This is a genomic window from Delftia sp. 11MD (assembly GCF_050907895.1).
In the GTDB taxonomy this organism is placed as follows: Bacteria; Pseudomonadota; Gammaproteobacteria; order Burkholderiales; family Burkholderiaceae_C; genus Comamonas; species Comamonas tsuruhatensis.
The window spans coordinates 6,218,313-6,230,835 of record NZ_CP194333.1 but is presented as its reverse complement, the minus strand read 5'-3'; the positions used below and the strand labels follow the sequence as shown (position 1 = coordinate 6,230,835).

10 protein-coding genes and 3 pseudogenes are annotated in these 12,523 nt (G+C 66.1%); 7 read left to right on the top strand and 6 right to left on the bottom strand.

The features are described from left to right. Nucleotides 1–5: 5 nt before the first annotated feature. A complete protein-coding gene (locus tag ACRSCF_RS28530) occupies nucleotides 6–239 on the bottom strand; it encodes a DUF2026 family protein (protein WP_052151759.1) in 234 nt (77 codons plus the stop codon). Nucleotides 240–273: 34 nt separating this feature from the next. Continuing rightward, nucleotides 274–417: pseudogene (locus ACRSCF_RS28525) on the bottom strand (DUF2026 family protein); the annotation flags it as partial. A gap of 136 nt (nucleotides 418–553) precedes the next feature. Here ACRSCF_RS28525 and istA point away from each other — a divergent pair. Further along, nucleotides 554–2,077 carry an IS21 family transposase gene (istA, locus tag ACRSCF_RS28520; protein WP_005800234.1) on the top strand — a complete coding sequence of 508 codons (1,524 nt, stop codon included), beginning with the start codon at nucleotides 554–556 and terminating at the stop codon, nucleotides 2,075–2,077. Then, the gene (istB, locus tag ACRSCF_RS28515) at nucleotides 2,067–2,876 is read left to right on the top strand and encodes an IS21-like element helper ATPase IstB (protein WP_005800232.1); all 810 of its coding nucleotides are present in this window, start codon (nucleotides 2,067–2,069) and stop codon (nucleotides 2,874–2,876) included. Before istA ends, istB begins: the two co-directional genes overlap by 11 nt. 194 nt (nucleotides 2,877–3,070) lie before the next feature. On the opposite strand, the pseudogene ACRSCF_RS28510 reads toward istB, so the two are convergent. After that, nucleotides 3,071–4,036 (bottom strand): annotated as a pseudogene (locus ACRSCF_RS28510) (DUF4158 domain-containing protein); the annotation flags it as partial. A 147-nt stretch (nucleotides 4,037–4,183) separates the two neighbouring features. On the opposite strand from ACRSCF_RS28510, the pseudogene ACRSCF_RS28505 reads away from it, so the two are divergent. Together ACRSCF_RS28505 and pyk are read left to right on the top strand one after the other, a co-directional pair. Further along, a pseudogene (locus ACRSCF_RS28505) lies at nucleotides 4,184–4,804 on the top strand (integrase core domain-containing protein); the annotation flags it as partial. 425 nt (nucleotides 4,805–5,229) lie between these two features. Then, nucleotides 5,230–6,666, top strand: a complete 1,437-nt coding sequence (gene pyk, locus ACRSCF_RS28500; protein ID WP_016449840.1) for a pyruvate kinase — start codon at nucleotides 5,230–5,232, stop codon at nucleotides 6,664–6,666. A 137-nt stretch (nucleotides 6,667–6,803) separates the two neighbouring features. Here pyk and ACRSCF_RS28495 read toward each other — a convergent pair whose 3' ends face one another. Both ACRSCF_RS28495 and ACRSCF_RS28490 read right to left on the bottom strand, forming a co-directional pair. After that, a complete protein-coding gene (locus ACRSCF_RS28495; protein ID WP_160855195.1) occupies nucleotides 6,804–7,388 on the bottom strand; it encodes a phosphatase PAP2 family protein in 585 nt (194 codons plus the stop codon). A 12-nt stretch (nucleotides 7,389–7,400) separates the two neighbouring features. Next, a complete protein-coding gene (locus tag ACRSCF_RS28490) occupies nucleotides 7,401–8,177 on the bottom strand; it encodes a phosphatase PAP2 family protein (protein WP_244387615.1) in 777 nt (258 codons plus the stop codon). 93 nt (nucleotides 8,178–8,270) lie between these two features. Here ACRSCF_RS28490 and ACRSCF_RS28485 point away from each other — a divergent pair, with 93 nt between their 5' ends. From ACRSCF_RS28485 to fba, 3 genes are all read left to right on the top strand, one after another. Next, nucleotides 8,271–8,969: a response regulator transcription factor gene (locus ACRSCF_RS28485; protein WP_034363543.1), complete on the top strand. Its 699-nt coding sequence runs from the start codon at nucleotides 8,271–8,273 to the stop codon at nucleotides 8,967–8,969. Further along, nucleotides 8,966–10,351 carry a two-component sensor histidine kinase gene (locus ACRSCF_RS28480; RefSeq protein WP_016449836.1) on the top strand — a complete coding sequence of 462 codons (1,386 nt, stop codon included), beginning with the start codon at nucleotides 8,966–8,968 and terminating at the stop codon, nucleotides 10,349–10,351. Before ACRSCF_RS28485 ends, ACRSCF_RS28480 begins: the two co-directional genes overlap by 4 nt. Nucleotides 10,352–10,480: 129 nt before the next feature. Continuing rightward, entirely contained in the window at nucleotides 10,481–11,545 is a 1,065-nt protein-coding gene (fba, locus tag ACRSCF_RS28475; RefSeq protein ID WP_013804528.1) for a class II fructose-bisphosphate aldolase, read from the top strand. A 57-nt stretch (nucleotides 11,546–11,602) separates the two neighbouring features. Here fba and ACRSCF_RS28470 read toward each other — a convergent pair whose 3' ends face one another. Next, nucleotides 11,603–12,439 (bottom strand): sulfite exporter TauE/SafE family protein, encoded by an 837-nt coding sequence (locus tag ACRSCF_RS28470; protein WP_034363409.1) that lies wholly within the window; start codon nucleotides 12,437–12,439, stop codon nucleotides 11,603–11,605. Nucleotides 12,440–12,523 lie beyond the last annotated feature (84 nt).

The following is a 12,523-nucleotide window of genomic DNA, read 5'->3' as shown; positions in this document are numbered from 1 at the left end:
TGAATTCACCAAGCGCCTGAAACCGCGCTGTTGTTCAATTTGATCCGAGTCACTTCCCCCAAGTCGTTTTGCATCCGCAACTCGGGAAGAATCGATTTCGGTGGTTTCCGGTACCAGTGCAGGCAGACGTTGACGAGATCTGCCCCGGCAGGCTTCTTCAGAAACGATTGCCGGAGGTTGACGGTCAGTTCGGGATTTGGCACTAGGTGGAAAATCACCTTCTTGATCCAGATGCTCATGGCTGGGAGCCATGTCGGCCCACTTCTTCTGAAACATGCGCCGCGGTGCGATGAACGGGTGGCCGGCGGACGTACAGGCTTCCGGGAACATCGGCGCCATGAAATCGATCACATATTCATCGCACTGTATCCACGCGTGAAACGACGTGTCCGAGCTTTGAACCTGTCCTTCTGTCAATGTGGCGAAAGAGATGACATGTTGGCGCCGACCGAAAACTGAGCCACTTATGAGGGTTGTGCCGACCCAAAATTGAGCCAGGTGTTCAACCTACTCTGCTGTTTTTTTGTGCAGCAGAGGACGAGGAGTGATCACCATGGACATGATTGGCAGGATCCGGCGTTTGCATGCCCGGAAGAACAAATCGGAGCGCGAGATCTCGCGCATGACGGGGCTGTCGCGCAACACGGTTGCGAAGTGGCTGCACGGCGAGGTGGATGGCCCGCCGAAGTACCGGCGCGGGGAGCAGCCGAACAAGCTCACTGCGTTCCACGAGGCGCTCAGGCAGGCGTTGAAGGCCGACGCCCGGCGGCCCAAGCGCGAGCGTCGCACGGCCAAGGCGCTGTACGCCGAGATCAGGGGCGCTGGCTACGACGGTGGCTACACGCGGGTGACCGACTTCATCCGGGCGTGGCGCCAGGGCGAAGGTCAATCTGCGAGCGCCAACGCCTTCGTGCCGCTGGCCTTCGAGCTCGGCGAAGCCTTCCAGTTCGACTGGAGCGAGGAAGGGCTGGTGGTGGGCGGGATCTACTACCGCATGCAGGTCTCGCACATGAAGCTATGCGCTTCGCGGGCCTTCTGGCTGGTGGCCTATCCGAGCCAAGGCCATGAGATGTTGTTCGATGCCCATACCCGCAGCTTTGCAGCCCTGGGCGGCGTGGCCCGGCGCGGCATCTACGACAACATGAAGACCGCGGTGGACAAGGTCAAGAAGGGTAAGGGCCGGATCGTCAATGAGCGCTTCGCGACCATGTGTGCGCACTACCTGTACGACCCGGACTTCTGCAACGTCGCCAGCGGCTGGGAGAAGGGCGTCGTCGAGAAGAACGTGCAGGACAGCCGCCGGCGCATCTGGATCGACGCGGCCAAGCAGCGCTTCGGCAGCTTCAGCGAACTCAACGCCTGGCTGGGCCAGCGGTGCCGGGCGTTGTGGGACGAGGTGCGCCACCCCGAGCACGAGCAGTTCAGCGTGGCCGAGATGCTCGAACACGAGCGGGCGCATCTGATGCCCATGCCGGCGCCGTTCGATGGCTACGTCGAGAAGCCCGCGCGCGTGTCCAGCACCTGCCTGGTATCGGTGGCGCGCAACCGCTACTCGGTGCCGTGCGAGCTGTTCGGGCAAATGGTCAGCACCAGGCTGTACCCGGGCAGCGTCGTCGTGGTGGCCAACGACCACATCGTCGCGCGCCACGACCGCCTGAGCAACGCCGGCGAGACGCGGTATGACTGGCAGCACTACATCCCGCTGCTGCAGAGGAAGCCCGGCGCGCTGAGGAATGGCGCGCCGTTCGCCGACATGCCCGAGCCGCTGCAGAGGCTGCGCCGTGGGCTGCTGCGCAACCCGGGCGGCGACCGCGTGATGGCGCAGGTGCTGGCCATCGTGCTGAGCGCCGGGCTGGACGCGGTGCTGGTGGCGGTGGAACTGGCGCTGGAGACCGGGCCGCCCGGCAAGGTGAGCGTGGAGCACGTGGTCAACGTGCTGGGGCGCCTGAATGCGGTGCCGATGCCGCAGACGGCTGCGACGCAGCTGAAGGTGAGCACACCGCCGCTGGCCAACACGGCGCGCTACGACAGCCTGCGTGCCGACAACGCCACCGAGGAGGCCGGCCATGACGCGTGACGTGACGGTTGAACTCAAGGCGTTGCGTCTGCATGGCATGGCCGGCGCCTGGGCCGACCTGGTGGAGCAAGGAACGAACGCAGGGGTGGACTCCTCGCGCTGGTTGATCGAGCACTTGCTGCAGGCCGAGGGCACGGATCGCGCCATGCGCTCGGTCAGCCACCAGATGCACGCCGCGAAGTTCCCGGTGCATCGCGACATCGCCGGCTTCGACTTCGAGGTCTCGCCGGTAGATCGCAAGCTTGTGAGCACACTGGCCGCAACCAACTTCACAGACGACGCACACAACGTCGTGTTGGTGGGTGGGCCGGGCACGGGCAAGACGCATCTGGCCACGGCCATCGGCGTATCGGGCATCACCCGGCATGGCAAGCGCGTGCGGTTCTTCTCGACGGTCGACCTGGTCAATGCACTGGAGCAGGAGAAGGCGCAAGGCAAGGCCGGGCGCATTGCATTGAGCTTGCTGCGCATGGACCTCGTCATCCTGGACGAGTTGGGCTACCTGCCGTTCAGCCAGGCCGGCGGGGCGTTGCTGTTCCACCTGCTCAGTCGCCTGTATGAACACACCAGCGTGATGATCACGACCAACCTGGACTTCGCGGAGTGGTCCAGCGTGTTCGGCGACGCGAAGATGACCACCGCGTTGCTGGACCGGCTCACGCACCACTGCCACATCGTGGAGACGGGCAACGAGTCGATCCGCTTCAGCCGCAGTACGGCAGAGGCCAAGAAGCGCATCAAGGCGCGCGAGCAGGCCCGCAAGGGCAGCAAGTCCGAGCTGCCGCAGGACGACTTCTGAAGCGGCGCCGCGCGGGGAAATCCGCTACGGGCTACGCCCTGCGCGGCTTCCCCCGCGCGCTCAACTCAACATCGAGGAGGTCAAAGAGCCAGGACAGACCTACACTTATCCACCGCCGGCCCTCTGAAGGCCGGCCCCCACCCCTGGCTCAATATTCGGTCGGCACGGTGGCTCAGATTTGGATCGGCGCCGACATACATTGCGGCCCAATTGACGGTAGCGGGGACATCGGCGGCAGCCTGACGCCACAGATCGGCGATCCGGCGCTGCACCATAAGGATCAACTGGTCTGTGGTGGTGAACAGGCAATACCGAAGAAAGCATGCGACCTCCACGGTGCGCGCTGGCTCTTTGATCTTGGCTCCGGCTGAGGGCGGCCTGGAGACAAGTCGGCGCGCGTAGCGGCGCAAGATGAGATCGGGGATGTCTGCCAGGTGCTTATGAACGTCCAGCGTGTAAAGCAGGTCGATGCGCTCCAGTACCTCGCTGATTTGGCGGGTTGAGTGTTTCGCCGGTGCAGCCCATAGCCAACTCTGCTGGGTTTGTCCATCTGGGCGCAGCTCTGAAACTGAGGCTCGCCAGCGATCAAGTGTTGCTGGATCAACGCTGGCGGCGATGGCGGTGCCTGTTTCAACTTCAAGCTGGGCAAGTGCCGCCGCAATCAGTGTCCGAATTGCCCGCTCGTGCACGATCACCAGCTTGTTCTTGTACAGCCATTGACGCGCCCGCACGAGTAGCTGATCGCGGTCGGCGCAGCGCGCCACTTCGTCGCGCAGTTCACGTACCAGTGAGCGGCGCTGGTGCTCGCTCATCCACTGGAATCCAAGGACCGTGCAGGCTACTTGTTGGTGATCGAATAGCGTGCGCCCGCGTTCATACATGGCTCTCAGCGAGGCGACTTCTGGTGCTGCAATGCCAAGCTCGTTGCCAAGGTGGCGCCACAAGGCTACTGGAATTACCCGAAAGGCACCGAGCAAACGCCCACTCATGCGCAGGAAACCAATATGGAGCGCCAGACCAAGCTTGTGGGAATCACCTCGGCGTGCATTGATTGCGTCGCGCTCGGCACCATCGAAGGTGAAAAATGCCTTCATCTCGAAGTCGCTGATATCGCGGGGGAGCCCACGCATCCCCAAAAACGTTGTGTGCCAACCCTGCATCGTGAACCTCAAAAGTGGGAGGCCACCATACCCGTTTACAAAGCGAACAGGAAAGTCAATGAAATCAACGGTCTACCCAGACCACCCCCGCGCCAGTGCTAGCTTTGCGTACCGTCACTTATTGCACTGAAAACGAGGAGACCCCTACAAGCCGCTTTGCTGCTGCCCAAGGCGCCTCGCCGGCGCCAGTCTGCACGCACGCATGAGGGCCGTGTTGCGGTCTCGCGCAGCGACCCTCGATGGTGCTCCGATGGTCTGGAAATCAAGTGCGATTCGAGTCAAACCGTGACGGCCGCCTTCGCCAAGGACTGCTGCGACCGTGAGGTGCTGGCTTGGCGTGCATGGGAGGGCAAGGGACTGCCAGGCAAGCCGGTTCGCGAGATGCTCATCGAGGCCGTCGAACGCCGATTCGGCTCGGTCGAAGCGGTCCCGTAGGGCCAAGAGTTGGAGTTCCTCAGTTACAACGACGGTGCCTAGATCGCTGCCGAAACGAGGGCACTGGCGCGCGCTCTGGGCCTGAAGCCCATCAACACGCCCGTCTTCATCCCGCAGAGCAACGGTATGGTCGAGAGCTTCGTCAACACCTCCAAGCGTGACTACGTGGCTCGCATGGACCTGAGTGACGCGCAGACGGTACTGGCACAACTGCCAGCGGCCTTCGAGCACTTCAACGAGGTGCATCCGCATTCTTCGCTGAAAATGCGGTCGCCTCGGGAGTTCAGGCGGCAACAGGCGGCATGGGCTGACCAGGTGCTTTATTGCGTATAGGGCGGGGTCGCGAGTACGGGGGCAACATTAGTATCACCTCGACCATCTGATGCCTGAACTGCGCCGGATACGGTAGCTTGACTCTGGACATTTGCGGCACCTCGAACAAACGCTGAGGTGTCCACCGAACTGGGTCAACTCCAGTCAGTAGAACGGGATGGGTTAAACACCTTCACCCAATGGCGCTGCTGCTAAGAATGCGCTATGTACTGCCAGCTTGGCTGGCAGTATAGTTAGTGTTTGCTATTGATGATTGTCTTTGTGGGCATTGTTTTTGGGATGACGTCAGATTTACTTGAACATGACGTCAGTTTCACTTGTGTGTACGCTTCAGGCCCGCACCGCATGCCGGAATGTTGCCTTCATGTAACCGCATTCGTGTGAGAATTGAAACCCGATTACAAACCCTGAGCGAGAGACATTCCATGCAAGTGAGCCGTGCCACCAAGATCGTCGCCACCCTGGGCCCCGCTTCCAGCGACCCGCAACTGCTGGAACAGATGGTGCGCGAAGGCGTCAACGTGGTGCGCCTGAATTTCAGCCACGGCAAGGCGCAGGACCACATCGACCGCGCCACCATGGTGCGCGAGGCGGCCCAGCGCGCAGGCCGCGAGGTGGCCATCATGGCCGACCTGCAGGGCCCCAAGATCCGCGTCGGCAAGTTCGCCGAAGGCAAGGTCATGCTGGAGCCCGGCGCGCGCTTCGTGCTCGACGCATCGCGCACCGAGCCCGGCGACATCAACGGCGTGGGCCTGGACTACAAGGAACTGCCGCGCGACGTGAAGCCCGGCGACGTGCTGCTGCTCAACGACGGCCTGATCGTGCTCACCGTGGACCATGTGCGCGGCGACGAGGTGCACACCACCGTCAAGCTCGGCGGCGAACTGTCCAACAACAAGGGCATCAACAAGCAGGGCGGCGGCCTGACGGCCCCGGCGCTGACGGCCAAGGACATGGAGGACATCAAGACCGCCATGAGCTTCCAGGCCGACTACGTGGCCGTGAGCTTTCCCAAGAACGCCACCGACATGGAAATGGCGCGCCAGCTGTGCAACGTGGCTGCGGCCCAGTACGGCCACAAGCCCGGCCTGATCGCCAAGATCGAGCGCGCCGAGGCCATTCCGCGCCTGGAAGAGATCCTGCATGTCTCCGACGGCATCATGGTGGCGCGCGGCGACCTGGCCGTGGAAGTGGGCAACGCGGCCGTGCCCGCGCTGCAAAAAAAGATGATCCGCATGGCGCGCGACATGGACAAGTTCGTGATCACCGCCACGCAGATGATGGAGAGCATGATCACCAACCCCGTGCCCACGCGCGCCGAGGTCAGCGACGTGGCCAACGCCGTGCTGGACGGCACGGACGCCGTCATGCTCAGCGCCGAGACCGCCGCCGGCAGGTACCCGCTGGAGACCGTGCAGGAAATGGCCAAGATCTGCGCCGCCGCGGAAGCGGCCGAAGACCCGGACAGCGATGCCGAGTTCACCGGCCGCCAGTTCTCGCGCATCGACCAGTCGATCGCCATCGGCGCGCTGTTCACGGCCCACCACCTGGGCGCCAAGGCCATCGTCGCCATGACGGACAGCGGCTCCACCGCGCTGTGGATGAGCCGCCACCGCATCCACATCCCCATCTACGCGCTCACGCCCAAGATCTCCACGCAGCGCAAGATGGCCATGTACCGCAACGTGCGCCCCCTGCTCATGGACACCAGCGCCGACCGCGACACCGCGCTGGACCAGGCCGAAGGCCATCTGCGCGCGCGCAACATCGTGCAAAGCGGCGATGTCTACGCCATCACCTGCGGCGAGCCCATGGGCCAGCCCGGCGGCACGAACATGCTGAAGATATGTCGTGTGAACTAACCCCTGAGGCGCTTCGCGCCTTCCCCCTCTCGCTACGCGGGGGGACGACACCCTCGCGGCGGGACGGCCCTTGCTCGGTGTCCCTCGTTCTGGGGGGCGCCAGTTTTATGTGCCGTGCGCTATGCCTTCGCCATGGTCTATCGGGGCCTGCCTGAGTGGGTTCGTGCGTTGTAGGGCAGCAGGTTGGGCATGACGGCAAGGCGGCGCCACAGCGCGGCATGCCAGACCAGGGTGGCGCTGCAGATGCCCACGATGGCGCCGCCGACCACATCGGACGGGAAGTGCACGCCCAGGTGCACGCGGCTCCAGGCCATGCCCAGGGCCAGCGACCAGGCGGACACCATGACCCAGCGGCGGTGGAGCGTGCAGCCCAGGGTCAGCGCCTGGGCCAGGGCAAAGGCGCCCGTGGCGTGCATGCTCGGAAAGCTGGACCGCAGCGCGTGTTCCACCCATTGCACGCCCATGCCCAGCTGGGCAGGACGCGGCGCCGGGAAGCCCCAGCGGATCAGCCGTGCCACGGCCCAGGCGGCCAGCATGGACAGCAGGGCCAGCACCAGCGTGCGGCGCAGGGCGGGCGAGCCGCGCAGCAGCCCGGCCATCACGGGAAGGGCGCACAGCGAGGGAAGCCAGGAGGAGATGGCGCGCGCCGCCTCGATCGAGATGGCGGGCGTTTGCGCGTTGGCGTTCAGCAGCGTGAACAGGGCGGGGTCCAGGGGCAGCATGGCAACGCTTGATCAGGGAGTGGAAGGCGGAAGGCTGGCGGCGGGCCACAGGGAGTCAGGCGCGCTGTCCCGGGTGCGCAGCGCACGCGTGACCGCCAGGTCGAAAAGCCAGCCCGCCGTCCAGCACAGCCAGCCGGTCCACAGCGTGTGGCTCATGAAATGGGCGCCGCGCATCTGCTGGGCCAGGCCCATCGACAGGCCTGCGGCCAGCGAGACGGCCAGCCAGATCCAGGCTGCGCGGGGTGCATGGCGGCGCAGCGCGAAATAGCCGGCCAGAAAGGCGAAGCCTGCCGAGGCATGGCCTGCGGGAAAGCAGCGGCCCGGCCCGCCGTCGGCCAGGCCCAGCGACCAGTGCGAGACATGGCGCGCCACGCCGCCGAACTCGGCCAGGTCCCAGGGGCAGCTGGTCGCGCTGGTGTACTTGAGCAGCGAGATCAGGGCCAGCGACAGCAAGATGCCCGCCACCAGCTGCACGCGCCGCCCGTGAGGCAGCAGGCGCAGCGGGCCGATGGGCCGCCAGACGCACAGCGTCAGGCCCAGCACCACCAGCCAGGCCAGGCGGCGTGCGCCTTCGTGGGCGATGTTCACGAAGAACCAGTCCGAACGCAGCGCAAAGCCATCGGCGTCGCCAAACCAGCGGGCCATGGCCAGGTCCAGGGCGCCGGCATCCCAGGCCAGGACCACGGCCAGGGCCGCCAGGGTCCACAGCAGGGTGCTTTTGAAGGAGGGGCCCTGCGCGGGGGTGGCGGAGAAATCTCGGGGGTCGGGTGTCGGCATGGCCGGCAGCATGAGAAGCGCGGCTTAAACCCGTCTTAACGCATGCCCCGGCGTGCGGCCATCGTCTGGCGCCGCAGCCGGCAGCGGCCATTGCACAATGCGCGCATGCGAATACTGGTCGTCGAAGACAACGCGGGCATTGCCGCAGGCCTGCAGGCCAATCTGCAACAGCGCCGCTATGCGGTCGACGTCTGCTCCACGGTGGCCGATGCCTGGCATGCGCTGGAGATGGAGCGCTTCGACGCCGTGCTGCTGGACCTGGGCCTGCCCGATGGCGATGGCAGCGAAATCCTGCGCCGCCTGCGGAGCCCGCGCCGTCCGGGTAGCGACAGCCACGCCCTGCCGGACCCCAACACGCCCGTGCTCATCCTCACCGCGCGCGACCAGGTGCGCGAACGCATCGCCGGGCTGGACCTGGGTGCCGATGACTACCTGGTCAAGCCCTTCGACATCGACGAGCTGGAGGCGCGGCTGCGCGCCATGCTGCGCCGCGCAGGCGGGCAGGCGGCACCCGTGATCCGCCATGGCGAGCTGGAGGTCGACCCGGCCGCGCGCACCGTGCGCCGCGACGGAAAGCTGGTGGAAATGTCGCCGCGCGAGTTCTCCGTGCTCTGGGTGCTGCTGCAGGCGCGCGGGCGCGTGCTCTCGCGCCAGCAGATCGAGGAACATCTCTACAGCTGGGGCACGGCCGTGGAAAGCAATGCCGTCGAGGTCCACATCCACCACCTGCGCAAGAAGCTGGGCAATGCCAGCATCGTCACCATGCGCGGCGTGGGCTACTTTCTTCCTGCGGAGAACCCATGAGCACCGCGCAGCAGCGCCGCCCCTCGCTGATCTGGCATCTGATGGCCTGGATGCTGGGCGCGCTGGTCGTGGTCTGGGCCAGCTTCGTGGCACTGGGCTACCAGACCGGCGTGCACGAGGCCGACGAGCTCACCGACGGCCACCTGGCCGGCGTCGCTGCGCTGGTGCTCAACCTGGAAGTCGCAGGCGCCGTAGGCCAGGGAGCAGCCACGCCCGTGCATGAGCCCCCCGGCCTGATGGCCCACGACTACCAGCAGTCGCTGAGCGTGGCCCTGTGGGATGGCGCTGGGCGGCTGATCTCGCGCACGGGCGATGCGCCCGAGCCCGCCTTCGACACCGAGCAGGGCTTTGCCACCCTGCGCCTGGGTCCCGAGCATCGGGCCTGGCGCAGCTTCACCCAATGGAGCCGCGACCATGCACGCAAGGTCAGCGTGATGATCGAGCTGCAGGAGCGCGACGAACTGGCCGACGACATCGCGGGCCAGATGATCGAGCCGGGCCTGTGGCTTTTGCCTGTGGTCGCGCTGGCGCTGGGGCTGGCCATTCGACGCGGCATGCGTCCGCTCAACGAACTCTCGCGCGAGGTCGAGCGCCTGGACCTGGCCCAGGCCGAGCGCGTCTCGCACCGCCACGCGCTGCGGGAATTCATGCCCGTGGTGAACTCCATCAACACCTTGCTGGACCGCCAGCAGGAGGCGCTGGAGCGCGAGCGCAGCCTGGCCAACGAAGTGGCCCATGAACTACGCACGCCGCTGGCCTCCATCGCCTTGCAGGCGCGTGCCCTGGGCGATGCGCCGGCCGGCGCCATGGACGCTCCGGCCCAGCGCGCCGCGCTGGCGCGCATAGGCCAGGACGCGCTGCACGCCGGCCATGTGCTCAGCCAGCTGCTGGCACTGGCGCGCGCAGGACGCGCCATGCTGGCCGACCCGCCCGTGCCCGTGGACCTGGCCGCGCTGGCCCGCCAGGTGGTGGCCGCCCATGCGCAGGCGGCCTGGCAGCGCGGCTGCAGCCTGTCCGTGCAGGCGCCTGAGGCACTGGGCGTGATGGGCAATGCCGTGCTGCTGGAGCTGGCGCTGCGCAACCTGGTGGAAAACGCCCTCAAGCACACACCGCACGGCACGCAGATCGAGGTGCAGGCCGGGCAGGGGCCGGATGGCGAGGTCTGGCTGCAGGTCTGCGATGACGGCCGCCGTAGCGACGGCCGCCGTGACGGCGCAGAGCGCGCGGCAGCGCCCGTGGACAGCCTGCACCTGGGCCACGAGATCGTGGCGCGCGTGCTGCGCGCCCACCAGGGAAGCTTTGGCGAGGCCGCGCCGCCCGAAGGCTTCACGACCTGCTACCGCATGGGAATGCCCGGGACAGGGTTGGCGGCAGCTGGTTAAAATCGCCAGTTACCAAGCGGTTACTGCCGCGATCCCCCGGCCGCAGCCCCGCAGCGAACCCATGACGCAGCGGCGGCCGCCATGCGGCAGGGGCATCCCCCTCTCAACAACTTGATACGGACCCTACACATGCCTCTCGTTTCGATGCGCGAACTGCTGGACCACGCTGCCGAAAACGGCTACGGTCTTCCCGCCTTCAACGTCAACAACCTGGAGCAGGTGCAAGCCGTGATGTCGGCCGCTGACGAAGTGGGCGCGCCCGTCATCCTGCAGGCCAGCGCAGGCGCCCGCAAGTACGCCGGCGAGCCCTTCATCAAGCACCTGATCCAGGCCGCTGCCGAGCAGTATCCCCACATCCCCCTGGTCATGCACCAGGACCACGGCACCTCGCCCGCCATCTGCCAGGGCGCGCTGAACCTGGGCTTCGGCTCGGTGATGATGGACGGCTCGCTGATGGAAGACGGCAAGACGCCTTCCTCCTTCGAATACAACGTGGACGTGACCCGCAAGGTCGTGGAAATGGCCCACAAGCTGGGCGCCACCGTCGAAGGTGAGCTCGGCTGCCTGGGCTCGCTGGAAACCGGCATGGCCGGCGAGGAAGACGGCGTGGGCGCCGAAGGCGTGCTCGACCACTCGGCCCTGCTGACCGACCCCGAGGAAGCGGCCCAGTTCGTCAAGGCCACGCAGCTGGACGCGCTGGCCATTGCCATCGGCACCAGCCACGGCGCCTACAAGTTCACGCGCAAGCCCACGGGCGACATCCTGTCCATCCAGCGCGTCAAGGAAATCCACGCGCGCCTGCCCAACACCCACCTGGTCATGCACGGCTCCTCCTCCGTGCCCCAGGAACTGCTGGAAATCATCCGCCAGTACGGCGGCGCCATGAAGGAAACCTACGGCGTGCCCGTCGAGGAAATCCAGGAAGCCATCAAGCACGGCGTGCGCAAGATCAACATCGACACCGACATCCGCCTGGCGATGACCGGCGCCGTGCGCAAGTTCCTGGCCGAGAACCCCGAGAAGTTCGATGCCCGCGAATGGCTCAAGCCTGCCCGCGAAGCCGCCAAGCAGATCTGCAAGGCCCGCTACATCGAGTTCGGCTGCGAAGGCCAGGGTGCCAAGATCAAGGGCTACACGCTGGAGCAGATGGCCGCCAAGTACGCTGCCGGTTCGCTGCAGCAGGTCGTGAACTGATCGGTTCCTTCCCCTTCAAAAAAAGCCCGCCGGTCCGCCCGGCGGGCTTTTTTGTTGTCAGCGCGGCGCGGGGGCCGCAGCCTGGGACCGTTGGGGCACGGCCATGGCCATCTCGTCATCGGGCACCACGGGCTGGGGGTGGCTGGCGTTCCAGCCCGACACCAGCAGGCTGGTGCCCGACAGCACCAGCAGCAGGCAGACCATCCATTCGACCAGCCGCTTGGGCAGGGCGGGCGGATGGCGCATGTGCAGCCAGGTCACCACCGTCACCACGGGAAAGGCCAGGGCCGCCGCCAGCAGCACGCTGGCGGTGATCTCGCCCTCCCAGGCCACCATCACCAGGCGCAGCAGCGCGCAGGTAAGGAACATGGCAAACAGGCACTGGCGCACCACCAGGCGGTCCAGCGGCTGGCGGTACAGGTGGTAGACCATGGGCGGGCCTGGCGTGGCAAACAGCCCGCCCAGCAGCCCCGAGGCCACACCGGCCACCCACAGCGACACCGGCCCCGACACCTGCGCGTTGACCTGCTTTTGCAGCAACAGCAACAGCGCGCAGGCCACGATGGCCAGGCCCAGCAGCATGCGCAGCCCGCTCAGCGCATTGCCGCTGAGCCACTGCAGCAGCAGCACGCCGCCGATCACGCCGATGACGCTGCTGATCAGCATGGGCTTGAGCAGGGACCACTGCGGCACCTGGCGGTGGGCGCGCAGGTAGGCCACGCCGTTGACCACGGACAGCAGGCAGGCCACGTTGGCCGCATCGCCAATGCCCATCAGGTGCGTGGCACCGGCCACGCCCACGAAGATCAGCCCGAAGGCAAAGCCCGTCAGGTTCTGGCAAAACGTGGCCAGGCCCACCAGGGCCAGGAACATCACATACTGGATCACACTCATCGAAACGCTTTCTGGCGCGCCGCTGCGCCGAACCGGCGACGCTAACACGGAGCGCCTTCGCCTGCCCGGGCGCCGAAGTCACCA

Excerpts from the sequence above, each read along its gene's own strand:
- istA (WP_005800234.1), top strand. The coding sequence starts at position 554 with ATGGACATGATTGGCAGGATCCGGCGTTTGCATGCCCGGAAGAACAAA.
- ACRSCF_RS28470 (WP_034363409.1), bottom strand. The coding sequence starts at position 12,439 with ATGAGTGTGATCCAGTATGTGATGTTCCTGGCCCTGGTGGGCCTGGCC.
- istB (WP_005800232.1), top strand. The coding sequence starts at position 2,067 with ATGACGCGTGACGTGACGGTTGAACTCAAGGCGTTGCGTCTGCATGGC.
- ACRSCF_RS28480 (WP_016449836.1), top strand. The coding sequence starts at position 8,966 with ATGAGCACCGCGCAGCAGCGCCGCCCCTCGCTGATCTGGCATCTGATG.
- pyk (WP_016449840.1), top strand. The coding sequence starts at position 5,230 with ATGCAAGTGAGCCGTGCCACCAAGATCGTCGCCACCCTGGGCCCCGCT.
- fba (WP_013804528.1), top strand. The coding sequence starts at position 10,481 with ATGCCTCTCGTTTCGATGCGCGAACTGCTGGACCACGCTGCCGAAAAC.
- ACRSCF_RS28530 (WP_052151759.1), bottom strand. The coding sequence starts at position 239 with ATGAGCATCTGGATCAAGAAGGTGATTTTCCACCTAGTGCCAAATCCC.
- ACRSCF_RS28495 (WP_160855195.1), bottom strand. The coding sequence starts at position 7,388 with ATGCTGCCCCTGGACCCCGCCCTGTTCACGCTGCTGAACGCCAACGCG.
- ACRSCF_RS28490 (WP_244387615.1), bottom strand. The coding sequence starts at position 8,177 with ATGCTGCCGGCCATGCCGACACCCGACCCCCGAGATTTCTCCGCCACC.
- ACRSCF_RS28485 (WP_034363543.1), top strand. The coding sequence starts at position 8,271 with ATGCGAATACTGGTCGTCGAAGACAACGCGGGCATTGCCGCAGGCCTG.